The following is a 24,790-nucleotide window of genomic DNA, read 5'->3' on the forward strand; positions in this document are numbered from 1 at the left end:
GATTTTGTACAATCAAAATCCTGCTACTTATCATCTTTATGGCGGAGAGTGAGGGATTTGAACCCTCGATACGGGAACCCGTATACACGCTTTCCAGGCGTGCTCCTTCAACCACTCGGACAACTCTCCATGTGCTCTCTAAACAATATTTTATTGTTACTGACAGAAATATATAATACCAGAACAATTATCATATGTCAACACTTTATTTTAAAAAATTTATATTAAATGCGCTATATTTTTTATTTTATTATATTATTGAAGATTTTATTTCTAAATCTATTAGTTTATAACTATTAAATGACAAAAAATAGACTGTTTTTATTTTATCATAAAAACAGCCTACTAATAAAAAATAATATGCATTTTATGCTTCTCCGCGTAAATGAGCAAGCTCAGCCTGTTTTTCGGAATAATACCATCTTACAGACTTACCTATAGCACATCTTACAGCATCTAATTTTCCTTGAACAGCCAATTTTTTTAATCTAACGGCATCTAGTCCACTAACGGATAAATAACTTGCGGAGATGAAGCCTCCTCTCTTTAAATAGTTGCGGTATAATTGACAATCTCGACGGTCTACTTCAACTCTTTTTATAGCCATTTACTATCACCTCATATATTTTTTGTGATAAGAAAGCTGTTCTTACAGAACACTATTGTATTTCTGTACTGCATATCTGTGCTAAAATAAATGCTACAATATAACTTAATTTCACTATTATTATATAACATAAATGTAAAATTGTATAGTTTATACATGAAAATTGCGTAAAAATCCCTTGAAATTTCTGTATAAAACACAAAAAGCAGACTATCTATATTATATAATAGTCTGCTTTTTTATCATCATTTACCAAAAGTATAAGTTGTAACTGTATGTCTTTCTTGTCCTGCTTTAAGTACAGGGGAATCGAATTTATCACAATTTACAGCATTTGGTACATATTGAGTTTCTAAACAGAATGCACCACGTCTTACATAAATATGACCTTTTTTACCAGGTTTGCCTTCAAGGAAATTAGCAGAATAAAGCTGAGCACCAGGAAGTGTAGTTGCTGCTTTTAATGTAATACCTGTTTTTTCAGATTTTGCTTCAGCAAATGTATAAAGACCTTCATGTTCAGGTAAAAGTACAGTATGGTCATAACCTGCTGCAATTTCAAGCTGTTTATCTGCTTTATCTATATCCTGACCGATTTTTTTGCCTTCACTAAAATCAAAAGCTTCACCTTTTTGAATTGTATGAATTTCTCCTGTAGGAATTAAATTTTCATTAATTGGAACCATTGCTGGACAATTAAGTTTTAAAATTTGGTCATAAACCGTGCCTTCACCTTCACCATCTAAGTTAAAATAGCTGTGATTTGTAAGATTTACTACTGTATCAGCATCTGTTTTTGCTTTATAGTCAATTCTAAGGCAAGCATCATCATCAAAACTATAAGTAACTTCAACATCTAAGTTGCCTGGATAATTAGCTTCACCATCTGGAGAAGTACGTCTTAAAGATACACTATTTTCGCCAACAGTGAAATCGCTATAAACTTTTGTATTAAAACCAGCAGAACCACCATGTAAATGGTTTGGTGCATTATTTATTTCCAATTGATATTCCTTACCATTTAAAGTGAATTTACCATCAGCTATACGATTGCCACAACGTCCGATAAATGCACCATAGAAAAATGTTCCATTTTCATAACCTGCTACATCATCATAACCCAAAACAACATCATGAAGTTTTCCATCTTTTCCTTCCACAACGATTGCTTGAATTACACAACCATAATTGATGATATTTACATATTCACCTTTAGCATTTTCAATTTTAAAACTATAAACTTTTTCGCCCTTTGATGTTACACCAAAATCGCTTTTTGTTACTGCCATATTTCTTACTTCCTTTTTACTTATTATTTTTTTAAATCTCTACAAGGGGCTGTTGTATCACGTAAGACTAATGTATTTTGTAACACAACTTGACGACTCGTTTTATTATCATTAGCAATTTTTTCCATCAACAAACTAGCTGCAGTCCAACCTAAAGTCATCATATTTTGATCCATTGTTGTAAGTTTCGGTTCTATAAAATGGCTAAGAAACACATTATCAAAACCCATTATAGATACATCTTTCGGTACATTTACACCTAATCTATGGCAACCATTTACTGCACCAATTCCCATTAAATCATTACAACTAAAAATAGCTGTAATTTCTTTATGTTCTTTTAATGTCTCCATAATTTTGTTCGCAGCCAATTCTACAGTTTCAATACTGTTTCCTGCTCCAATATTTAAAACATATTCTTCTTTGAAATTATTTAATTTCTTCATTACTTCTTCATATATATCCTGTTTAAATTCATAGGAATCACTACGGTCACCTCGAATAAAACATATATTTCTATGTCCTAAAGAAATCAAATATTCCAATGCTATTTTAGTTCCAATGCGTTCATCATTATTTACATAAGAAATTGCTGGTCTTTTAATATATGAATTGATGAATACCATTGGTATGCGCTCTGCAATCTGGTCAAAAAAATCACTTGCCACTTTTTCCGTATTTGGGCTAATATTTATTATTCCTGATACATTGCGCATCAACAATTCATTCATACACTTTTTTTCACTGATAGGATTATCCTTTGTATACGTAAGTAATAAAGAATAACCACTCGTTGCAGTAAAACTTTCTATCCCATTTATTACCTCTGCAAAAAATGTATTGAATAAACTTGGCAAAATTATGCCTATTATTGAAGAATGTTGTGTATTCAATTCTCGAGCTTGTATATTTGGTATATACTTTAATTCCTTAATAGCATCAAGAACCTTACGACGTGTAGAATCTTTAACAGGATAATTTCCATTTACTACACGCGAAACTGTAGCCACCGAAACTTGTGCCTTTTTAGCTACATCAATAATAGTAATTGATTTCATCTTTCTCAAATCCTTGTATTTAATAAAATTTATTTACATTATATACTATTTCATCTAAATCATAACTTGCGATGTACTAATAAATACACTGACTCCTTATTTTTTACGTTTAAAATTTTAGTCAATATAGCTACAGTTATATTATTTCAATATTTTCAGTATATTTTCAAGCAAAATGTACGCCATCTATATAAACATAGATGGCATATATTATTTTTACTTTATTATAAAGTCTTTACAAATTTGTTGAATGCTTCAATGCCTTGGATATTGCGTTTAAATACGCCTGCATGCAACAATACTTCCATAAAGATTTTACCAACTTCAAATTTAAGCATATCTTCAACTTCATCATTTTTGATGTCTTTGTATTTGCTTAAAAGTTGTTTGTACCAATCAGCATGTTTCGCTACTTGTTCATCATCACTGATATCTTCTTTTCTAGCGATGAAGTAGTCTTTTACTTTTGCTAATTCATCTTTTAAACGAGCTGGAAGTACAGCAAGACCCATAACTTCAATTAAGCCGATATTTTCTTTTTTGATATGATGTACTTCATCATGTGGATGGAAAATACCGAGTGGATACTGTTCTGTAGTACGATTATTACGTAAAACTAAATCCAATTCATATTTACCGTCGCGAATACGAGCAATCGGTGTAATTGTATTATGTGGCTGTCCATCGCTTTCTGCTAAAACATCTACAGAAGCATCGGAATAACCTCTCCATGCGTCTAATACATGTACTGCAAATTCAATTAAGTCTTGTTTATTAGAGCTTGCTGCACGAATTACAGACATAGGCCATTTTACTCTGCCTACAGAAACATTTTCAAAACCATCAATAGTATATGTTTCTTCTACTGGAGCTTTTTCCATAGCAAAAGTATAGTGACCGCCCTGATAATGGTCATGTGATAAAATTGAACCACCAACGATTGGTAAGTCTGCATTAGAACCTAAGAAATAATGTGGAAGATAATCCACAAAGTTTAAGAGGTTTTCAAATGTAGCACGGCAAATTTTCATTGGAACGTGCTGACTATTTAATAAAATGCAATGTTCATTGTAGTAAGTATATGGTGAATACTGCATGAACCATTTATGACCTTCGAAATTCATAGGAATTAAGCGAATTGTTTGACGTGCTGGATGGTTTGCATTACCTGCATAGCCTTCATTTTCACGGCAAAGTAAGCATTTTGGATAAGAAGAAGATTTAACCAATTTTGCTTTAGCTATATCTCTTGGGTCTTTTTCTGGTTTAGACAAGTTGATAGTAACATCTAAATCGCCATATTCAGTTGATGTCTTCCAAATAACATTCTTATCAATGCGGTCTTTACGAATATAATTGGAAGCAATATTAGTTTTATAAAAATAATCTGTTGCTTGTACAGGAGATTTTTCATATAAAGCTTTAAATTTCTTTATTACTTCAGATGGACGTGGCATTACACAATTCATAATGCGTGTATCGAATAAATCACGCTGTGCCACAGTATCTTCGCATAAACCTTTTTCTACTGCATAATCAAGCATATTTTCTAAGATTTCATGTGCAATAGGTAATGTTTCATTTACTTCAACTAATTCAAATTCATCAACTTGGAGTAAATCAAGCAATAAATTTGCACAATAATTCTTATCTTCTTCAGCAATAAGTCCTTGTTGCAGGGAAAAATTCAAAAGACGATTTATTTCTAAATTCATATCCATTTCTCAAATAACCCCTTTATTAAATCATCATACCATTACAATTAGTCTTCATATCCGTTTGGATGAGTTTGATGCCATTTCCATGCTGTTTTAATGATATCTTCCATGCTAGTGTATTTAGGATGCCAATCAAGGATTTTTTGAGCTTTTTCACTGGAAGCAATAAGACGAGCTGGGTCCCCTGCACGGCGCTGACCGTATTCAACTTTGATTTTTAAGCCAGTAGCTTTTTCAGCTGCATCAATCATTTCTTTTACAGAAAAGCCTTCACCTGTACCGAGGTTGAAGATGCTGCTTTCATTGCCTTGACGTAAGTAGTTGAGAGCTTTCATATGTGCATCTGCTAAATCCATTACATGAACATAGTCACGAATGCAAGTTCCATCTGGAGTTGGATAATCTGTACCAAATACAGTAATATGGTCACGTTTTCCGAGAGGTACTTGTAAAATAATAGGAATGAGGTGAGTTTCTGTTGTATGAGCTTCACCGATATGACCATCTTCAATAGCACCTGCTACGTTGAAATAACGTAAAGATACATATTTAACGCCGTTAGCCATGTCTACCCATTTCATCATTTTTTCCATCATACGTTTGGATTCACCGTATGGATTAGTAGGATTTGTTTCGTCCGTTTCCAAGATAGGTACGCGTTTTGGTTCGCCATAAGTTGCAGCTGTAGAAGAAAATACGATTTTCTTAACATCATATTTAACCATAGCTTCAAGTAATGTTTCCATACCGCAAGTATTATTGTTGAAATATTTTAAAGGAACTTGCATGCTTTCGCCAACGAGAGAATTTGCAGCAAAATGAATTACAGCTTCAATATCATTTTCTGTAAAAACTTTATCAAGGTCAGCTGTATTACGAATATCGCCTTCGTAAAATTTAGCTTTTTCATGAACGGAAGCACGATGACCTGTCTGCAGATTATCGATTACTACTACATCTTCACCATTATTAATCAATGTGTAAACCATATGAGAGCCGATATAACCTGCTCCGCCACATACCAAAATTGCCATTTTAAATCCTCCTTAAAATATGAATAAATATATATAAAATGAAAAATTAGTAAACGTTTTCTAATCTCATTATACATCAAACCCTAAAATAAAGCAATACTTTTTAAAATTATTTTATTTACAATATTATATACAATTTACATTTTTTCAACATCTATATTTTTATCTTAACAATTTATTTTTTAATGATATAAAAAAAGGATATAGTAAATATATCCTTTTAATTAAATCAAATTATTGTACTTCATCAACTTAAACAACTGACTTTGTTCATCTTGCATTAAGCTTTTTATTTTTCCTTGTTCAATTATATGTTGCTCTTCCATGATTATAATATTATCGAAATAATCTACTATACTTAAATCATGTGAAGCTACTAATATTGCACTTTCTTTATCTATTGTAATCAATCGATTTAAAAATTTATGTGCTGACACGATGTCTAGTCCCGCTGTTGGTTCATCAAGTAAAATTATATCTTTTTTCCGTGCTAAACACATTGCGAGCTGTAAACGATGTTTTTGTCCACCAGATAAATTTGTGCCATCGCTTTCCAACACATAATCTAAACCATACTGTTGTACAAAAGCTGTAAATTGCACTTTATCCAAAGCCTGCCATATTTCTTCATCACTGATATCGGGATAAAATATCTTAAAATTATCTCGGATAGATATATTAAAGATATGATGTTCTTGAAAAGATGGTGCAAAATGGTTTCGCCAATCTTCTTTATCCCATTGCGTATAACTTTTTCCCTGCAAATACATATCACCTGAAAAAACATCTAACAATCTAGTAAGCACATAAAACAATGTAGATTTACCACAACCACTACTGCCAACAAGCAACGTTTTTTGTCCTTTATATAAATAAAAACTCATATCTTTACACAATATTTCATTGTAACCAAAATTTATATTAACAACATTTAATATAGCATCATCATCTTTTAAATAAATGTTACTATTTATTTTCGATTGTATTTTCGGTTTATTTATAAAGGATTTTAAACTCAACCAGCTTCGTTTAGCTTCATCTAAATGTTCCATCAATGATGGTATTGCCGCCAAAATTTCCAAAACAGACTGTATTGTCAATAAAAAAGTAATTGCCATAACAGCAGTGATTTGCCCATCATTTATAAAAGAAATCAACAAACTTAAAACTAAAACAATAAATAAACCTAATAAGATTTCACAAGATAATTCCACCTTGCTTTTTAAGATGAAATGTTCCTTGCGATAATCTTGATAATCGTTTATCGCCTGTTGTGTATTTTTCAATTTACCTTCTATATAATTATAAGCATATAATTCTTTACTGCCATCATAAAATTCTAAAACACTTTCTGCTAATATTAAATCATTATCAGATTTTTTTTGATAGAGTCGCCAAACAATCATCGGCATTATTACTACAAAAACAAGCCACGCTACAAACAGTATGCAAAGCAGTAAAACGCTATAAAAACCGCTCCATATCATGACTATAAAACAGCCCAGTGTAGCCGTTATAGGTGGCAAGAAAAATCGTAAAAAACTATCCCTTATTTTATCTATCGCTTCTACAATGATAGTGAAAACATCACCATTGGAACTTTGTCGCTTAAATGGCAATGCGGCTATTATTTTAGCTAGCATGAATACGCGAAATCGCATGAATAAAACAAAACCTGCTTTATGTGACAAATACCTTTCTAAATAGCGAAATACAGCTCGCATTATACCGCAAAAACGTACACCCACAATGGCTAATGATAAGACATATAACGGTGGTTGCAAAGCAGCTGAAGCGATAAGCCATGCCGATAAACCCATTAAACTAATGGAACTTAATCCTGCTAAAGTCCCTACTAAAACAGCTACACTCAAAATGAAAATAACTGGTCTTGATATAGTTTTAATTTCATTTATCATATAATAAATTTCCTTCCAAGCGATTGAGCAACTGATGATAATATGAATTAGTTTTTTTCAATTCTTCCGCACTGCCATATTCTTTAATTGTGCCTTTATCTAAAATTATTATTTTATCAGCAGCTTCAATTGTCTGTCTTCGATGTGCAATTATTATCACTGTAACTTTTCCCTTTAATTTTTCTAAGACAGATTTTATCAACTCTTCATTCTTACTATCGAGATTTTCCATCGGTTCATCTAAGAGTAAAACTTTAGGATTGCACAATAAAGCTCTAGCTAATCCCAATCTTCTTTTTTGTCCTGAACTTAAATTTATAGCTCCACCTACAATACTATCATAACCATGCTCTTGCTTCTTTATAAATTCCGTCAAATTTACTAATTGTGTAACTCGCTCTAACTGCGTTTTACTACAAGCTCTGCCCAGCGTTATATTTTCACGCAAACTAGATTTAAAAACATACGGTTCCTGTGCTACCCAGCCAATATTATTTAACCACGATTGTTCATCTATATCATATAAATTTTTGCCATCAATTAAAATTTTGCCAGATTTAACGTCTAATAACTTCAACAACAATTTAAATATCGTTGATTTACCCGCTCCATTTGCACCAGTCAATACCACTTGTGAACCTGCTTTTATCGTGAAATTCAAATTTTTAAGCACATTTTCATCATTTTTATATGAAAAATCCACATTTTCAAAGATAATTTGCGGTGCTTTTTCCATTTCTAAAACAATATTCTTTTGTTTATTATTAGGCGCAGCCTGTATCAATTTATAAATTTCACTACTAGCTACAATACCATTCATAGCCTCATGAAAAGCTGAACCAAATTGGCGAAACGGTTGATAAAATTGCGGTGCTACGAGCAAACAAAAAAAGGCTGGTAAAAACGAAACTTGTCCATATAATAGACGAAGCCCAATATTTACAGCAATTATAGCTATGCTGATTGTTGCGATAAATTCCAACATAAACGCAGAAATAAACGCTATCTTCAGTACTTTTAGAGTTGCTTCACTAAATTTTTCACCATTTTTTTCCACTTGCTTTAATTGTCTTTGCGTCTGATTATACGCTTTCACAACTAATAAACCTGGCAATAAATCTGCCATATACACAGCTAATTTTTGAAAGACTTGCCATTGCTTTTTATTTTCCTTATCGGCAATCTTGCCAATTAATATCATGAAAAAAGGAATTAATGGTGCTGTGAATAAGAAAATTAATCCGGATATCCAATCATTTATAAATGTAAATATCACCAAAACTAACGGGATAGTGATTAATAATCCAAACTGAGGTATAAACGAAGTCAAATACACATCTAATTTATCCACGCCTTTTGTGATGATTGCCAACCATTGCCCTTTGGGTTTTCTTTGAATAGATTTAAAATCTAAAGCCAAAGCCTGCAATAATTTATAGCGCAATTTGCTTTGTAAATTTAAAGATATTTCTTCCAATTTCAATCTATTGATATAATTTAAAACAGCTTTTACGACAAAAAAGAAAAACAGCAACGCCAAAAATGGAGTTGCTGCACTATGATTTAATTCATCAAAAAGCAATTTATCGGCTAAATACGCTATGATATACGAAATAGAAACAATCATAGTTGCCTGTATTATATTTGAAAGAATGATAAAAATTAAAGATTTCTTATATGGAAAAATATCTTTTAAAATATTTTTATCCAACATAATTAATATTCCAAATCCTTACGAGTAATGCGTTTTCTAAATACCCAATATGTCCAGCCCTGATAAATTAAAACTATTGGCACGAAACAAACAGCTGCAATCGTCATTATAGTCAATGTATATTCAGTGGAGGATGCATTGTATATTGTAAGACTCCAATCTGGATTTATTGTTGAAATCAAAATGCGTGGGAATAAACCTGTGAATACAGATATAGTCGTAAATACTATAGCAAGTGATGAACAGATAAATCCTTTTGCATATTGAGCGGATTTGTATACTAATGCAATAGAAGCTAAAAATGCTACCGCTGCTAAAATCATGAAGATAGCAGATACTATACTATTCCACATATCTGTTTCTATAACAGTGAAAATCATGCAGAGTACATAGAAAATTGCTGCTGTACCGCCAAGGCATACAGATAATTTGCGCAAGCGTTCAATCATCTTTGTATCAGCAAGGCGAAGTGTTAAAAATACTGTTCCATGATAAGCAAATACCAATAAGAAAGTGATACCACCTATGATTGTGTACAAAGAGAGCAAATCCCAAAATGTGCCTTTATAAATCATTTCGCCATTGATGGCAAAGCCTTTCATCATGTTTGTAACAGCAACGCCCCATAAAAATGCTGGAAGTGCACTGCCAATAAAAATCATCCAGTCCCATAAAGCTCGCCATGTACCACATTCATGTTTGCTTCTAAATTCAAAAGCTACACCGCGAACAATTAAGCCTAAAAGCATTAAAAACAATGCCATATAAAGCATACTGAACATAGTAGCGTACACATGAGGAAAAGCTGCAAACATCGCGCCGCCTGCTGTAATCATCCATACTTCATTGCCGTCCCAAACAGGGCCAATAGTATTTATCAGCATACGACGTTCTACATCATTTTTACCAAAGAATGGCAAAATTGTACCAACACCATAATCAAAACCTTCTAAGAAGAAGAACCCTACAAATAAAACAGTTACTAAAATAAACCATACAATTTGTAAATCCATCATGCTTCGCCTCCTTCGTCCAGTTTATGAGCATCTTTGCGTACAAATTTAACTGCGATAAATAATGCTGCAATTGCAAGCAATGCATAAATAAGCGTAAAACCTATTAAAGTTGTCAAAACTTCTCCAACAGTAATATTCTGTGATACTGCATCTGATACTTTTTGTAATCCTACTACCATCCAAGGCTGACGACCTGCTTCAGTTATAATCCAACCAAAAGTATTAGCGATAAATGGAAGTGGCAACATCAATACTAAGCAATTTAAAAACCAACGGCAATTTTCCAATCGTTTTGTGTAGAGCAAAAAGCCCGCAAAGAACATTGCAGCAATCATAGCTACACCGCAAATAATCATTATTCTAAAGCTCCAGAATAATAAAACTACATTTGGAATGTAATCATCGTAGCCATATTGAGCGATAAATGTTTCTTGCATTTCATTGATGCCTTTTACTTCACCAGCTGGTGCATTGTAAATCATACCCGAAAGCAAATACGGTATTTCGATTGCATCATGATTTACTTTATTTTCTGTATCGATATTAGCTATTACAGTAAATGGTGCTGGGTCTTGAGTTTCCCATAAAGCTTCCATAGCAGCCATTTTCATTGGTACATTTTTACCAATAAATTGCGCTTGCATATGACCACTGCCCATTACGAGGAATAAACCAACTAAACTATAGATGATACCTGCTTTAATGCCAGTTTTAAAGGTTTCGATATTTTCACCACGTAAAATTTTATAAGCACCAACAGCTACGACTATTACACCAGCCGTTGTAATACCAGATAAAACAGTATGTGCATATTGACCTACTACATACGGATTAGTTACCAAAGCCAAAAAGTCTGTCATTTCCGCTCTGCCATTTTGCAATGCATAGCCTACTGGATTTTGCATAAAGGAATTTGCTACTAAAATCCAAAATGCAGATAAATTACTACCAAAGGCTACTAGCCAAATAGACAAACAATGTAATTTTTTCGACAAACGACCTTCACCGAATATCCACACACCTAAAAATACGGATTCTAAGAAAAATGCAGTCAATGCTTCTAATGCTAATGGTGCACCGAAAATATCCCCCATAAAACGTGAATATTCAGACCAGTTCATGCCAAAATGGAATTCTTGTACAATACCAGTTACGACACCCATAGCAAAAGAAATGATGAATAATTTTCCGATAAATTTTGCCAAACGTTTATACACAATATTGTCTGTTTTCAGATACATTGTTTGCATTATAGCAATAAAGATTGACAAACCTAAAGAAATCGGAACAAATAAAAAGTGATAGATTGTAGTGATTGCGAATTGCAACCTTGATAAAGTTATAACGTCCATGTATAAACCTCCCTTATTATAAAATATTTACTTTAAGTATAATTTAAAAATAATTAAAATGCAACAAAGGATATTAATAGATAATAATTATCATAGATATATAATCATATTTTAACTTTATTATTATAAAAAAATAATATATACTCATTGATGTACTTAAACTTATAGGTGGTAATTTTATGAAAAATCTTCTTTCTAAAATCCTCATTTTTATTGTAGGTATTTTGATTGGCAGTATCATTACATTTAATACCTTAGGATTAATTTTAGGCAATATTCTTTATCAAGAACTCAGTGACCCTAAATTAAATATTAACTTAACAGGTATAATCAACCATTCACAAGATTTAACTAATATAAATACATTAGAACAGACTTTACCTAATGCACAAAAAATAGTATTGCCTACAACATATAATGATAAACAAAATTTAACAGGAACATTCATCAACAATAATTCGACAAAAACCGTCATTTTAATTCACGGTCTATACCAAAATCGTTCAATGAGTATAAATTATATCGATACATATGCTCGTTTAGGTTTTAACGTCTTATTGATTGATTTACGTGGTCACGGTGAAAGCGGTGGCACTATAACTTGGGGACAAACCGAAATCAAAGATATTGATACATGGTGCAATTATCTGCGCAGTACAATGCATCAAAACACAATAGGCATTCACGGCGTTTCGCTTGGCGGAGCTTTTGCACTGCTTCACAGCGGTCTTTCAACACAAAGTGCTGATTTTTACGTTGAAGATAGCTCTTATAGCGATTTAAAAAGTCTATACTACAGTCATTTGCACAATATGATACAACTTCCTACAAATTCTAAAATACTTGATATTTTATGGATGTATTCTCAAGTCTGCATGTATTGGCATACTGGAGCTACACTCGATATGCTTTCTCCACGCATGGCGGTACAAAAAGCTACAGTGCCAATTTTATTTTTACATGGCGATGCTGATACATTAATTCCACCTGCTACTTTATCTGATTTGTACAATAATTGTAATTCTCCAAAAGAAATACACATGTTTAAAAACTCCATTCATGCGCAAGGCATCACTGATTATCCCGAAGAATATAATCAAGTAATTCATGATTTCCTATTAAAAAATAATTTACTTCAATAATTGTGCAGGAGGTTTTCAATTTGAAATTATATAATATAATCTTTCCCATATGGCTATTATGGATATTTCCTACAACTTGGCTATTTATAATGCCAGCTAATCTTTTATTCGATGCTCTTATCATAGTGTTAACTTTGAAAGTGTTAAAAATATCCAATATCAAAACTATATTAAAAACCGTAATTTGGCGCACTTGGATTTGTGGTTTTTTAGCTGACTTCGTTGGCTGTTTAATTTTATTTTCTGTAAACATAATAAAATTTTCACCTGAAAATCCTCTTCATTGGTGGTGGAATGATAATATGATGGCTATTAATTACAATGCATTTACTAATGTTTATGTATTCATTTTAATGACTTTTGCAGTCTTTATTTCCGCCTATTTAATCTATTGGTTCAATAGTAGATTTTGTTTGCGTGAAGCACTGATTTCTCCGCAAGAACGTCAAAAATTATCCATTTCTTTAGCAATCTTCACTGCTCCATATGTATTTTATTTGCCAACCTCTTTATTATTTTGATTTCAATATAAAAAGGCACTATTTCATCTAAATAGTGCCTTTTTTTAACTTTATTGCATGATAACATCTACTAATCCTACAGCATACGGAGTTATTTCATATCTTTGAAACAATACATGCAAATTCCCATCATCATCTATATAAAATTCTTTCGGAAATGCTGTAATATTGAGTGGTATAAAATTACTATCATAAATTTTATCGCCAAATTGAGCTAAAACTTCTTTTGTTAAATTATTTACCGTATATAAATTTTTACCAGACATTTTATCTTCTTGTATAATCTGACTAAAATTAATTACATTACCTTTATTATCAAAAGTCAAGCCATACGTATACGTATTTGGATGTGCTGCACCTTTTAACATAGAAGAACAATCAATCGTCAAACTAAAAAAGTTTTGATTATTAGCTCTAATATCGTAACTTACAAAACCTGTAACTTCATAACCATCTGTATTTTGTTGATTAGTGTAATCAATATATTTATTGACTATCTTTTCAATTTGAGAATTTATTTTGGACTTAATCAAAATATTATCCACGTCCACCGTAGGATATTTACCTTCTACATATTCTGAATTAATTTGATTTTCTTTTATCTGATAACCCTGCGACACCTCCTGTGCACCAGCTACGCCTACAAGTAATAAAAGCATCATCATTGCACTTACAAAAATACGCCACATAATTTTTCCCTCCTAAATAATATTCTTATTATATAGGTTATATTACCACAATAAAATTAAAATCATCTTAAAGAAATAAATTATTTTCCAATAAATTGAGGAACACGTTTTTCTTTAAATGCTTGTATACCTTCTTTACAATCATGTGTACTCAAACAAAAAGCTTGTACTAAAACTTCTTCATCAAGAAATTCTTCTAAATTATGATATGATTTATTAAGCATTTTTTTCATGTAACGAATAGCAAGAGGTGCACCATTCGCTATTTTATTCGCTAATTTTTCCGTTTCAATAACTAAATCTTCTTGCGTGTACACATGCATTACCATTTGCAATTTTTCTGCTTCTTGTGCACTTATAACATCAGCTGTAAACATCAATTCCTTTGCCTTTTGAAGTCCCACTGTTTTTTTAAGCAAATACATACCACCACAATCCGGTATAAGTCCTACATTCACAAAGCTTTGAATAAATTTAGCATTTTCACTACTGCAAACAATATCACACGCTAACATTAAATTCACGCCAGCTCCAGCTGTTACACCATTAACCATAGCAATCACGGGTTTTGCACAATTTTTTAAATGTGAAGTCATCTGTCCAACGCGTCTAATGAAATTTTGTCTTGCTAAATCATCAGTCAACCCCTCTAAATAATTTAAATCTCCACCAGCACAAAATGCCCTACCTGCACCTGTTAATATAATAACACGCACCGTTTCATCTTGTTCTAATTGTGTCAATGCTGCATGAAAATCTTCTACTAATCCATCATTCATAGCATTTAAACATTTAGGACGATTTAACGTCATGATAGCTACCTTGTCTTTTTTATCAACTAATACATTTTCCATAAAAATCCTCCTATACTTTTAATCTTAATAATTTATTTGTAAAATACTTTTTTGCATTATATTATATTCCAGTTATATAATTAAAGAAATTTTAAATTTAGGAGTGTTTTAAATGAGTGTAAAAATAACTGGTTATTATAAATTGCCAAATGAATTTGAACCACAATTAATAGATTTTGACAAAGTATTCGATATTTCCTTTATGCGCAAGTATACAAAATATAAAACTTTTGCTAAATTTCTCTCGGGCGGTAAATTCAACATCACTTGTCAAAAAGATTTTGAAGACTTACCAGAAGAATTAATGGATAAACATGTTGCTAAAAATACTCAATTTAAAACTTGGCAAGAAATGCTTGATTTTGCAACAGATAAATATATAGCTCGCATAAAAAAATGAAAGCACAGTATAAACACTGTGCTTTCATTTTTTTATCTAAGATAGGGATAGCAATATAATTATTTAAAAATCTTAAGCTTTTAATGCTTTATATGCATCAATTACTTTTTGATAAAGTGCATGTTCAGCTGTAAGTGAAGAATATTTTTCTACTGCTTTTTCAATACCATTTTCAGCAATATAATTTTGAATTTCTACAGCCTGTTCATCATCTTTACAATCAAAAGCATAACCTGCAGCAATAGCTTTTGCTAAATGGCTATTATCAAGTCCATACTGTTCAGCTAAGAGTGCTGGACCTACAAGACGGTCTTTAGCATTGAGTTTTCTAATTGGAGAACGACCTACACGTACAACTTCATCATGTAATTCTTCTAAAGATATACGTTTAATGATTTTTTCAATATATGCTTCTAATTCTTCAAATGTAAATGGATATTTTTTAGTCATAGCCATTGCTGATTCTTTCATAACAGCAATTACATCAGCTTTGATTTCTGGCACTTCAAGTGCATCAAAAATTGTTGCACGATTATTGTAATAGCCAAAATATGCAGTTGCGGCATGACCACAGTTAAATACATATAATTTGCGTTCCAAATACATGCCAAGATTTTCTACATATTCAGCACCTTTAATAGGTTGAGCTGTTGGGTCTACCATTTTATCTTTTTCGATAACAAGTTCAAATGTAGATTGAATTTGTGGTATTTTAACACCATCTACCACTTTGCAAAGTGCAATTCTATCTACAGCTACGTTTGGAAATGCACCGATTTCATCAAGTTCTGCTTCTGTAATAGGAGCTTTTTTATTTTCAACTAATGCTTTCTTTAACATATCAGTTGCATAAAAAGCATTTTCACAAGCCATTACATTTACTTTGCTACCGCCACGATTTAAACGTTCTTTTAAACCTTTAGCAAGTGTTGGTGCAATTTTATCTAAGTTGTCTACACAAACAGAAGTTGTAATAATATCTGCTTCACAAATAGCTTCTACAGCTGCTGGTTCATCAGTGATAGAGGAAACAGCTTTTACATTTTTTATAACCTTTTTTTCATAATTATTATCAATAACATACATTTCATAGCTATGGCTTGCATTTATATAATCAATAATTGGTTGAACAACATCAATAAAAGTTGTTTCAAATCCAGATTCAAATAATAATTCACCAATAAAGCCTCTGCCGATATTGCCGGCACCAAAATGTACTGCTTTCATTAAAAATACCCCCATTATTATTAAATAACTACGTTCTGTTATTATATAACATCTGATTGATAATAAACCATCATTAAATGAACAATTTATTATCAACCAGAGTTATTTTTATCGATTACCAATTATTCATTCGTCTTTGTGAACAATTCGTATAAAGCTTCTTTATCTGTAGTTTTAAAGAATTCTTCCATTTGTTTATCACTGTATTCATCAAGTGCTATAGCGATATTAGCTAAAATTGCTAAATGTTCATCACCTTTACCAGCAATACCAATTACAAGATGTGCTGTGCCTGTACCAAAGTCTACACCTTGAGGGAATTGCAATACAACGATACCAGATTTTTTAACACTATCTTTTACAGCATTTTCGCCATGTGGGATTGCAATCCCACGGCCCATAAATGTGCTTACATCTCTTTCACGAGCAAGCATACCATCGATATATGCTTTACCAACATAACCACTTTCATATAAAAGTTCGCCTGCCATTTTGATAGCTTCTTCTTTAGATACACTATCTAAACCGAGTCTAATGTTTGCACGTTTTAAAACTGTTTCATCTTCTATAGATTTTTCTGGTGCATCTGTTTCTACAGGCTGTTCTTCTTTTTTAGCTGCTCCATCTTGGTCTTGCAACTTAGCTAAAATGATATCAAATACGTTGTTTTTGATAAAATCTTTTACAAAAATATGTTCTGCTTGTGGTGAATCTTCAATTGCGCGTTCAGCTAATTTTTCATGGGATACAACAAGCTGTGTATCTTTTGGAATGTTACCTATTGCACAGTTTTTAACAGAAATATAACCGTAACCTGCTTTTTTAAGTTTATTTCTAAGTGCACTTGCGCCCATTGCTGAAGAACCCATACCAGCATCACAAGCATACATGATACGTTTAAGTTCACTACCACTTACTACAACATCATCTTTTGGAAGATTTGTATTTACTGTTTCGCCTTTGCTACGAGCTTTCATATCTTTCATATTTTGCTGTGCAGTTTCTAATGAATCACCATCATCTTTAGAAGCTTTTAAAATAGCGGAAGAAATTACGAAGGATACTGCTGTTGCAATTACTACAGCTACAATATTAGCGAAATATGCACCTTTTGGTGTCATTGCTAAGATAGCTAAGAAACTACCTGGAGATGCTGGTGCTATAAGACCACCATTTAAGAAAGTAAGTGTGAATACGCCAGCCATACCTGCTGGAATTAAAGCTAATAATAAGATAGGTTTCATGAGAACATATGGGAAGTAAATTTCATGAATACCACCTAAGAAGTGAATGATAGCCGCACCTGGTGCAGAACTTTTTGCCATACCTTTACCGAATAAGCAGAAAGCAAGAAGCATACCGAAACCAGGGCCAGGGTTAGATTCAATCATGAAGAAGATAGATTTACCAACTTCTTGAGATTCTTGAATACCTATTGGACTAAATACACCATGGTTGATAGCGTTATTGAGGAATAATACTTTTGCTGGTTCAACGAGAATTGATACTAATGGAATAAGACCAATAGCTACAATGCCTTCAACGCCTTCACGTAAAAGTTCACTAACTGTAGTTACAACAGGACCTACAACTGCATAAGCAACAATCGCTAGAAAGCCACCTAAAATACCAGCTGAGAAGTTGTTGACGAGCATTTCAAAACCTGTTGGAATTTTATCTTGGAACATGTCGTCAAATTTTTTAATAATCCAACCACCAAATGGGCCTGCAATCATAGCACCTAAGAACATTGGAATTTCTGAACCTGCAATAATACCTGCTGTTGTAATAGCACCAACAACACCACCACGATGCTGATAAATTGCACTACCACCACTATAACCGATGAGCAGTGGAATTAACCATTTAGACATCGGTGCTCCCGCTGCCGCTAAATATTCATTTGGCATCCAACCTGTTGGAATAAACAATGCAGTAAGTAAACCCCAAGCAATAAATGCACCGATATTAGGCATTACCATGCCGCTTAGAAATCTACCGAACTTTTGCATTTTTTCCTGAGCAGCACCTGTTTTACTTGTTTCTGTCATAATTAACCCTCCATTACCTTTTTTAATTTTTCTTTGAAATAAATAGCATATATTTTTTCCAGTTCATTATAAATTTCATCAAATGAACCTTCATACAAAATATCTAATAAATTCAAACTCTCTAATAAACTCTCTGATATATGACCTATAGTCTCTAATGCTATTGGTTCCACATCTTCTGGTGCTAATAAAACTAACACCGTAGAAATATTCATTTTATCCTTTACATATTCTCTTTGTAATTTTATAACGCCAACTTGCAAAGATTTTATAGACTTAGATTTTGCATGTAAAATCATTAAGTGATTTAAAACCGTACTGCCTTTATCTTCTCTCTTTTGCAAATCACGAACTAAAATTTCTCTCTCTAACTCATTTGACAAGATTTGACTTACATTAATACAAAGTTCATCCACATCTTTTATTTCCAGATATTCACGATAAAAAAATCCCTGTAATATTTCATTTATATATTTAATATAAGTATGAATTCTGTCTAATCTATCCACTAATCTATAATTAATTTTTTTATGCTCAATATGCTTCTTTAATGCTATCGATATATTCATTTGATGAATAATATTTGCTTTATCATTCTCATTGAGCATAAAGTCAACCACAATTACTGGGAGTTTTGCATTTTCTATCGGTACTGTAGAAATGATAAACTCTACATTTTCCCTTTTATATAAGTCATAATCAACATTTACAGCTGATACAACTGCTACAATTTCTAGATTAGAAAACTCTCTTTTTAATTGAGTTGCTAATAGTTTAGAAGTTCCTATTCCTGTAGGACAAGCTACTAATACTTTAAACACTCTTTGATTGAGATTATCTTCTTCTAATGCTGCACCTAAGTGCATTGCTAAATAAGCTATTTCTGCTTCTGGTAATGATGTTTTTAATTCATCTTCTAATGGCTTCGCTGCTTTTTTTGCTAAAATCATCCATTTAGGATATTTTTCTTTCATTTCTTGCAAAAGCGGATTTCTAATTTCCATCTTCCATTTTATACGCATGACTACTGGCCTTAAATGTTTAACTAAGCCAATCAGTAATTTACTTTTCTTTGATAATGAAATACCGCTCTCTCTTTGCGCAATTTTCACCATTTCTTTTGCTATTTTTATTAAATGAAAACTACTGTACTGTACATCTAAATCTTGCTCATAATTATTCCTTGCTCCTAAAAGATGCATTGTAATATAAGCAGTTTCTTCTTCTGGAATTTGTACTTGAAAAACTTTTTCGATATTTCTGCCAATATCTTTTGCTATATTGAACTCTCGCTTTTGCTTTATTTTCTCTAAAAAAGCATTATCAATTTTAATCGTTTCACCCTTTAAAAGCCTTTGTACTGCTAACGTTAAATGTACTACTAATCCTGAAAATGCATTAATGGATAAATTTTTATCTTGTTTTTGCAGTGTTATCTTTATAGCTTCTTCTACTTTTTGAATAATATTTTTATCTACTAAATCTAATAAAAACTTATCTGCATCGCTTATTAATTTTTTATTATTCGTCTTCTTACTATAAAGTAAATTAACAATATCTTGTTCATGGATATTTTCATAAATATGACTGATAATCGCTTTTCGTATATCCTTCTCTAAACCCTCTAAATAAACACCCAAACCTGGTTTTCTTATCAATCTCATATTCATTTTTTGTATCCATGGCTCAATTTTATCCAAATCATTACTAATCGTTGCATCTGTAACATTTAATAACTGTGATAACACCACAAGTTTTATAGGTTCTTGCGATTTTAACAACTGACTTAAAATAATATTACATCGTTCTGCTGGTAAATATTCATGTTGCATATTTTGGTTTTCCGCAATTAAATTAAATAAATTCTCTTTATCCTCTTGCGTTCCAATAATACGCATTCCTTTGCTCGTTTTTCGTTCTAATAATAAATTATTTTGTGTTAAAATCTTTTCTACATTTCCTAATTGTCTAACTATTGTTTTGTTACTTACCTGCAATGCTTCAGCAATTTCATTAGCGGTAATATAACCATCTGCCTTTATTAGCTTATTAATTATAAATTTTGAACGTTCATTTATTTTCATACAATTTGTCCTTATATGATTATTAGGTAACCGGTTTCAAATTACATTTTTATTATACCGTTTATCACTAATACATTTCAATCTTAAGATATATTATTAAGTCTTTAATGCTTTTGGACAATATTAAATAATCTAATTTTATTTAATAAATGACATAAAAAAATACACTTCAAAAGCTTTATCCTTTGAAGTGTATTCTTACTATGCATATGATTCTTGTTTATTCTTGCTTTGTAAATATCTAACTACACAAGATAATGTATAGTTTATTATGAAATATATAAGCGCTGCACAGCCAAACAATACGAATACATCAGATACATTTATCGTATTTGTTCCGTTGTACAAACTAGCGTTACTCAATATTTTCTTTACGCAAGACATTAATTCAATCGTCGCTACATTAGCTAAGAACGAAGAGTCTTTTATAGTAGTTATTACTTGACTTAATAATGTTGGTACTACATTTCTATATGCCTGTGGCAAAATTATATATACCATTGTTTGGAAAGTATTAAAACCTTGTGAATAACTGGCTTCAAATTGTCCTTTTGGTACAGCATTAAGTCCGCCACGAATTATTTCAGCAATTACAGCTGATGTGAACAATGTCAAAGCCAATGTAGCTTTAAACAATAATTTAGTCTCTACAGAAGACAAACCTAACATGCTATGCGCAAAAAGACGTGGAACTGGAATAATAATTATTCCAATGAAAATCCAAAACAATAACGGCGTATTTCTAAAAACTTCAATGTATATGGTAGCCAACCATTTAAAAATAACATTTTTCTTTGATGTACAGTAATTTCGCACTAAAGCCAATACAGAACCAAATATGATACTTAAAAGTACTGCTATTACTGAAATTATTAAAGTAAATACAACACCTTTTAATATAAATACTAAAATTGCTGGCTTTTCTAATATAGATAAACTCGCTAAAAATTCATTCATAATTAAAACATCCTTTTATCATGCCATTACATCTTTTTTCTTTAATCTACTTTCCCATACAGTAGCCAAGGTTGATAATGGAAAACAAATTATAAAGAACAAAATGCCACATACAATATAAGCCGGTGCATACGCTCCGCCAGTAGTTGAACCTGTAACAAAATTATACGTTAAGGAAATCAAATCGGAGCCACCTATGATATATAAACAAGATGTGTTCTTTATTAAGTTCACAACCTGATTTACCATTGGCGGTAATATAATTTTTATGCTTTGTGGCAAAATTATATAATACATTCTCTGAACGTAATTAAATCCTTGTGATGTTGCAGCTTCAAACTGACCTTTCGGTATAGAACTTATGCCTGCACGAAAAACTTCTGCCATATAAGCTCCATGATAAACACCTAAAGATATTATACCTGCAAATAAAATGCTTACTTTGTATCCCGAAAAAGCTAATACATAATAAAAAACACATAATTGTAATAATAACGGAGTATTTTGAATTACTTCGACATAGATGCGATTTATTGTACGAAAAACTTTATTAGAACTTGTACCCATTAAACCGATTATAATACCTATAACCAATGACAAAATAATACCGATGATTGCTGTTTCTAAGGTATTTAAAAAACCTAAAATAAACGTATCTTTATAATTCCATATCATTAACCAATCATTTTTAGAAAAAATTTCTTCCATAAACATCACCACTAAAATCAATCATAAATTCATAGTTTACACAAATACCATAGAATAATAATAATAATAAATCTAAAGCCATATAAAGCTTTAGATTTATTATATTATCCCTTATAATTTACATTTTATTTTAAATTATTTTCAGTAATCAATGTATCTATTGTGCCATCATTCAAGCTCTTTTGAACGAAGTCTTCTGCAACTTTAGATAAGCCAGAACCTTTTTTAGTTGCTATACCATATTCTTGTGGAGCAAATTCTTCTTCAATATAAGAACGTCCATCTGTATTATAAATAGCTAAGATAGATTTATCTACGCAAAATGCGTCTACATCTCCAGCACTCAAAGCTGTAGAAATAGCAGGATAATCATCATACTGTTTGAATTTTACACCTGTTGTCCAAGTTGCTGGGTCAAATGTTTTAGCATCATAACCATCACCAGAAATAACGCCTGCTTTAATCATTGCTTCTACTAAAGATTTAGCAGATGTAGAACCAGAAGATACGCCAACTGTTTTATCTTTTAAATCAGCTAAGTTTTTAATTCCTGAAGAATTCTCAACTAATACACCTACATGGTCTGTATAGTATGGAGTTGTGAAATCCCAACTATTTTTTCTTTCATCTGTAATTGTGAATGTAGCAATTACGCAGTCGATATCGCCAGAATCAAGTAAAGCAGTTCTAGTTGCTGCTGTTACTGGAGTAAATTCTACATCTACCCCTAAGCTTTCAGCTAATTTTTTAGCTAAAGAAATTTCTAATCCAGAATATTCACCAGTTGCTGGGTCTTCATAACCAAAACCTTTAGTTACGTTTTTTACACCAACTTTTAAAGTACCTCTATCTATAATTTCCTGTACATCACTTGGATTATCAGAGTTTGATGCTGATTTAGTTTCAGTATCACTACCACAGCCTGCTAACATCATAACAGACATACATACTGTTAAAATTCCTACTACCCATTTTTTTAAACTTCTCATAAATAATTCCACTCCTCTGAACTTTGCTGTATTTTATATTTAATGAATAATTTTTCCCAAGAAATTTTTAACTCGTTCATTGGTAGGATTATTAAAGAACGTAGCTGGTGAGCCCTCTTCAATAATCTGTCCATCAGCCATGAAGATTATTCTATCTGCAACTTGTCTAGCAAATCCCATTTCATGTGTTACTACAACCATGGTGATATTGGCTTCTTTTGCTAGTTTTACCATGACGTCTAAAACTTCCTGAATAGTTTCAGGGTCTAAGGCCGATGTTGGTTCATCAAATAAAATAATTTTTGACTGTGTACATAATGCTCTCGCAATAGCTATACGCTGTTGTTGACCACCTGAAAGAGTTAAAGGATAAACATGTGCTTTATCTCTTAACCCTACTACATCTAAATAATGATAAGCTAATTCTTCAGCTTCCTGTTTACTTTTATGGTGTAATTTAACAGGAGCTAATGTTAAATTTTCTAAAACTGTTAAATGTGGGTATAAATTAAACTGCTGAAAAACCATTGAAATATTATCTTTTATAATCTTTGTCTTGTTTTTATGCGTTAACTGTTCACCGTTAATAAAAACTTTTCCTTTAGTTGGTTCTTCTAAAAAATTCATGCATCGCACCGTCGTCGATTTTCCAGAACCAGAAGGCCCTATAATAACTAATTTTTCTCCTTCTTTTACTTCTAAATTGACATCTTTTAGTACATGAATATTACCAAAATATTTTTCTACATGTTCTAGTTTTATCATAAAATCCCACCTACTAAACAAATAAACAAAAAAGGCATTTCATTGTCATAAATCATACAATGAAACGCCTTTGTTTCTAATTTAATATTAAATTTATTATATTCGCTAACTCTTAAAAACAAGCATCTTCGTTTTCTGTCAAAAAAAAGAAATTCTATTCACAATGTAACAGTTTAACGAAAATTTATCCTCTAAGAATAAACTTAGTATAATTAACTTTAATTCGATTGTCAAGTTGTAACTATTTCAAAATGTATTTATAAATTATAAATCCTTTAAGCTGCGAATACCATTTTTAACATAATCTACAGGACGACTCCAATCTACATGTACAGCAGTTGTTTCCCATAAACGAGTCAAAGCCAATTCTAAGCTATCTACATTTTCTAATGGTTTAATCGTAACCGTAGTAAAATCATGTAATGTTTCATGCGGTATCTGTATTGTCAAATCTGTGTGTAAAAAATCATCAACACGTTTTTTAGCTTCTTCATTTGCAAGCACAATGTTAACCATTTTCGTATTTTCATCATATTCTAAATAACCCAAATCACTACGACATGAAATGGCTACACTATATTTATTTTCCATAAAATAATCCCTTCTTTGAAATCAAATAGCATTATACTTATTTTAACTGAGGATATCATTATCTGCAAGTTATTTTAGAGTTACTTTCAAATTCAATATTTGTCA

22 protein-coding genes and 1 tRNA gene are annotated in these 24,790 nt (G+C 31.6%); 3 read left to right on the forward strand and 20 right to left on the reverse strand.

Features of this window, described 5'->3' with window-relative positions:
* Positions 1-39 precede the first annotated feature (39 nt).
* From CKV65_RS08170 to CKV65_RS08215, 10 genes are all read right to left on the reverse strand, one after another.
* A tRNA-Ser gene (locus CKV65_RS08170) sits at positions 40-129 on the reverse strand.
* Between the two features lie 238 nt (positions 130-367).
* A complete protein-coding gene (locus CKV65_RS08175) occupies positions 368-607 on the reverse strand; it encodes a hypothetical protein (protein WP_027890211.1) in 240 nt (79 codons plus the stop codon).
* Between the two features lie 245 nt (positions 608-852).
* A complete protein-coding gene (locus CKV65_RS08180; RefSeq protein ID WP_027890210.1) occupies positions 853-1,896 on the reverse strand; it encodes an aldose epimerase family protein in 1,044 nt (347 codons plus the stop codon).
* A 23-nt stretch (positions 1,897-1,919) separates the two neighbouring features.
* Positions 1,920-2,954, reverse strand: coding sequence for a LacI family DNA-binding transcriptional regulator (locus CKV65_RS08185; RefSeq protein WP_027890209.1), 1,035 nt, complete (start codon positions 2,952-2,954; stop codon positions 1,920-1,922).
* 224 nt (positions 2,955-3,178) lie between these two features.
* Positions 3,179-4,675, reverse strand: a complete 1,497-nt coding sequence (galT, locus tag CKV65_RS08190; RefSeq protein WP_027890208.1) for a UDP-glucose--hexose-1-phosphate uridylyltransferase — start codon at positions 4,673-4,675, stop codon at positions 3,179-3,181.
* Between the two features lie 41 nt (positions 4,676-4,716).
* A complete protein-coding gene (galE, locus tag CKV65_RS08195) occupies positions 4,717-5,706 on the reverse strand; it encodes a UDP-glucose 4-epimerase GalE (protein WP_027890207.1) in 990 nt (329 codons plus the stop codon).
* 224 nt (positions 5,707-5,930) lie between these two features.
* On the reverse strand, positions 5,931-7,625 hold the full coding sequence (locus tag CKV65_RS08200) for an amino acid ABC transporter ATP-binding/permease protein (protein WP_027890206.1): 1,695 nt from the start codon (positions 7,623-7,625) through the stop codon (positions 5,931-5,933).
* The gene (gene cydD, locus CKV65_RS08205) at positions 7,615-9,339 is read right to left on the reverse strand and encodes a thiol reductant ABC exporter subunit CydD (RefSeq protein ID WP_027890205.1); all 1,725 of its coding nucleotides are present in this window, start codon (positions 9,337-9,339) and stop codon (positions 7,615-7,617) included. Before cydD ends, CKV65_RS08200 begins: the two co-directional genes overlap by 11 nt.
* Positions 9,340-9,341: 2 nt before the next feature.
* The gene (cydB, locus tag CKV65_RS08210; protein WP_027890204.1) at positions 9,342-10,352 is read right to left on the reverse strand and encodes a cytochrome d ubiquinol oxidase subunit II; all 1,011 of its coding nucleotides are present in this window, start codon (positions 10,350-10,352) and stop codon (positions 9,342-9,344) included.
* Entirely contained in the window at positions 10,352-11,707 is a 1,356-nt protein-coding gene (locus CKV65_RS08215) for a cytochrome ubiquinol oxidase subunit I (protein WP_027890203.1), read from the reverse strand. Before CKV65_RS08215 ends, cydB begins: the two co-directional genes overlap by 1 nt.
* A 179-nt stretch (positions 11,708-11,886) precedes the next feature.
* On the opposite strand from CKV65_RS08215, the gene CKV65_RS08220 reads away from it, so the two are divergent.
* Positions 11,887-12,849 (forward strand): alpha/beta hydrolase, encoded by a 963-nt coding sequence (locus tag CKV65_RS08220; RefSeq protein ID WP_027890202.1) that lies wholly within the window; start codon positions 11,887-11,889, stop codon positions 12,847-12,849.
* A gap of 20 nt (positions 12,850-12,869) precedes the next feature.
* Positions 12,870-13,370, forward strand: coding sequence for a hypothetical protein (locus tag CKV65_RS08225; protein WP_051177616.1), 501 nt, complete (start codon positions 12,870-12,872; stop codon positions 13,368-13,370).
* A 50-nt stretch (positions 13,371-13,420) separates the two neighbouring features.
* Here the strand turns inward: CKV65_RS08225 and CKV65_RS08230 are convergent, their stop codons facing one another.
* Entirely contained in the window at positions 13,421-14,059 is a 639-nt protein-coding gene (locus tag CKV65_RS08230) for an RsiV family protein (RefSeq protein WP_036254701.1), read from the reverse strand.
* An 80-nt stretch (positions 14,060-14,139) separates the two neighbouring features.
* Positions 14,140-14,913, reverse strand: a complete 774-nt coding sequence (locus CKV65_RS08235; protein WP_027890199.1) for an enoyl-CoA hydratase/isomerase family protein — start codon at positions 14,911-14,913, stop codon at positions 14,140-14,142.
* 112 nt (positions 14,914-15,025) lie between these two features.
* On the opposite strand from CKV65_RS08235, the gene CKV65_RS08240 reads away from it, so the two are divergent.
* Positions 15,026-15,313: a hypothetical protein gene (locus CKV65_RS08240; RefSeq protein WP_027890198.1), complete on the forward strand. Its 288-nt coding sequence runs from the start codon at positions 15,026-15,028 to the stop codon at positions 15,311-15,313.
* A 72-nt stretch (positions 15,314-15,385) separates the two neighbouring features.
* Here CKV65_RS08240 and CKV65_RS08245 read toward each other — a convergent pair whose 3' ends face one another.
* The 8 genes from CKV65_RS08245 to CKV65_RS08280 form a co-directional block, all read right to left on the reverse strand.
* Positions 15,386-16,540: a mannitol-1-phosphate 5-dehydrogenase gene (locus CKV65_RS08245; RefSeq protein WP_027890197.1), complete on the reverse strand. Its 1,155-nt coding sequence runs from the start codon at positions 16,538-16,540 to the stop codon at positions 15,386-15,388.
* A gap of 122 nt (positions 16,541-16,662) precedes the next feature.
* On the reverse strand, positions 16,663-18,591 hold the full coding sequence (locus CKV65_RS08250) for a PTS mannitol transporter subunit IICBA (RefSeq protein ID WP_027890196.1): 1,929 nt from the start codon (positions 18,589-18,591) through the stop codon (positions 16,663-16,665).
* Between the two features lie 2 nt (positions 18,592-18,593).
* Positions 18,594-20,675, reverse strand: a complete 2,082-nt coding sequence (locus CKV65_RS08255; protein ID WP_027890195.1) for a BglG family transcription antiterminator — start codon at positions 20,673-20,675, stop codon at positions 18,594-18,596.
* A gap of 201 nt (positions 20,676-20,876) precedes the next feature.
* The gene (locus CKV65_RS08260) at positions 20,877-21,632 is read right to left on the reverse strand and encodes an amino acid ABC transporter permease (RefSeq protein WP_027890194.1); all 756 of its coding nucleotides are present in this window, start codon (positions 21,630-21,632) and stop codon (positions 20,877-20,879) included.
* Between the two features lie 18 nt (positions 21,633-21,650).
* Positions 21,651-22,340: an amino acid ABC transporter permease gene (locus CKV65_RS08265; RefSeq protein WP_036254698.1), complete on the reverse strand. Its 690-nt coding sequence runs from the start codon at positions 22,338-22,340 to the stop codon at positions 21,651-21,653.
* A gap of 125 nt (positions 22,341-22,465) precedes the next feature.
* Entirely contained in the window at positions 22,466-23,329 is an 864-nt protein-coding gene (locus tag CKV65_RS08270) for a transporter substrate-binding domain-containing protein (protein ID WP_027890192.1), read from the reverse strand.
* Positions 23,330-23,368: 39 nt separating this feature from the next.
* Entirely contained in the window at positions 23,369-24,094 is a 726-nt protein-coding gene (locus tag CKV65_RS08275; RefSeq protein ID WP_027890191.1) for an amino acid ABC transporter ATP-binding protein, read from the reverse strand.
* Positions 24,095-24,358: 264 nt separating this feature from the next.
* Positions 24,359-24,685 carry a hypothetical protein gene (locus tag CKV65_RS08280; RefSeq protein ID WP_027890190.1) on the reverse strand — a complete coding sequence of 109 codons (327 nt, stop codon included), beginning with the start codon at positions 24,683-24,685 and terminating at the stop codon, positions 24,359-24,361.
* Positions 24,686-24,790: the final 105 nt, after the last annotated feature.

It is taken from the genome of Megamonas hypermegale (genome assembly GCF_900187035.1).
In the GTDB taxonomy this organism is placed as follows: domain Bacteria; phylum Bacillota; class Negativicutes; order Selenomonadales; family Selenomonadaceae; genus Megamonas; species Megamonas hypermegale.

What these genes read in the sequence shown, in the direction of transcription:
- CKV65_RS08220 (WP_027890202.1), top strand. Translation starts at nt 11,887, where the DNA reads ATGAAAAATCTTCTTTCTAAAATCCTCATTTTTATTGTAGGTATTTTG.
- CKV65_RS08240 (WP_027890198.1), top strand. Translation starts at nt 15,026, where the DNA reads ATGAGTGTAAAAATAACTGGTTATTATAAATTGCCAAATGAATTTGAA.
- CKV65_RS08260 (WP_027890194.1), bottom strand. Translation starts at nt 21,632, where the DNA reads ATGAATGAATTTTTAGCGAGTTTATCTATATTAGAAAAGCCAGCAATT.
- galE (WP_027890207.1), bottom strand. Translation starts at nt 5,706, where the DNA reads ATGGCAATTTTGGTATGTGGCGGAGCAGGTTATATCGGCTCTCATATG.
- CKV65_RS08230 (WP_036254701.1), bottom strand. Translation starts at nt 14,059, where the DNA reads ATGTGGCGTATTTTTGTAAGTGCAATGATGATGCTTTTATTACTTGTA.
- CKV65_RS08250 (WP_027890196.1), bottom strand. Translation starts at nt 18,591, where the DNA reads ATGACAGAAACAAGTAAAACAGGTGCTGCTCAGGAAAAAATGCAAAAG.
- CKV65_RS08265 (WP_036254698.1), bottom strand. Translation starts at nt 22,340, where the DNA reads ATGGAAGAAATTTTTTCTAAAAATGATTGGTTAATGATATGGAATTAT.
- CKV65_RS08255 (WP_027890195.1), bottom strand. Translation starts at nt 20,675, where the DNA reads ATGAAAATAAATGAACGTTCAAAATTTATAATTAATAAGCTAATAAAG.
- CKV65_RS08245 (WP_027890197.1), bottom strand. Translation starts at nt 16,540, where the DNA reads ATGAAAGCAGTACATTTTGGTGCCGGCAATATCGGCAGAGGCTTTATT.
- CKV65_RS08235 (WP_027890199.1), bottom strand. Translation starts at nt 14,913, where the DNA reads ATGGAAAATGTATTAGTTGATAAAAAAGACAAGGTAGCTATCATGACG.
- CKV65_RS08270 (WP_027890192.1), bottom strand. Translation starts at nt 23,329, where the DNA reads ATGAGAAGTTTAAAAAAATGGGTAGTAGGAATTTTAACAGTATGTATG.
- galT (WP_027890208.1), bottom strand. Translation starts at nt 4,675, where the DNA reads ATGGATATGAATTTAGAAATAAATCGTCTTTTGAATTTTTCCCTGCAA.
- CKV65_RS08180 (WP_027890210.1), bottom strand. Translation starts at nt 1,896, where the DNA reads ATGGCAGTAACAAAAAGCGATTTTGGTGTAACATCAAAGGGCGAAAAA.
- CKV65_RS08215 (WP_027890203.1), bottom strand. Translation starts at nt 11,707, where the DNA reads ATGGACGTTATAACTTTATCAAGGTTGCAATTCGCAATCACTACAATC.
- CKV65_RS08200 (WP_027890206.1), bottom strand. Translation starts at nt 7,625, where the DNA reads ATGATAAATGAAATTAAAACTATATCAAGACCAGTTATTTTCATTTTG.
- CKV65_RS08185 (WP_027890209.1), bottom strand. Translation starts at nt 2,954, where the DNA reads ATGAAATCAATTACTATTATTGATGTAGCTAAAAAGGCACAAGTTTCG.
- CKV65_RS08275 (WP_027890191.1), bottom strand. Translation starts at nt 24,094, where the DNA reads ATGATAAAACTAGAACATGTAGAAAAATATTTTGGTAATATTCATGTA.
- CKV65_RS08280 (WP_027890190.1), bottom strand. Translation starts at nt 24,685, where the DNA reads ATGGAAAATAAATATAGTGTAGCCATTTCATGTCGTAGTGATTTGGGT.
- CKV65_RS08175 (WP_027890211.1), bottom strand. Translation starts at nt 607, where the DNA reads ATGGCTATAAAAAGAGTTGAAGTAGACCGTCGAGATTGTCAATTATAC.
- cydD (WP_027890205.1), bottom strand. Translation starts at nt 9,339, where the DNA reads ATGTTGGATAAAAATATTTTAAAAGATATTTTTCCATATAAGAAATCT.
- cydB (WP_027890204.1), bottom strand. Translation starts at nt 10,352, where the DNA reads ATGGATTTACAAATTGTATGGTTTATTTTAGTAACTGTTTTATTTGTA.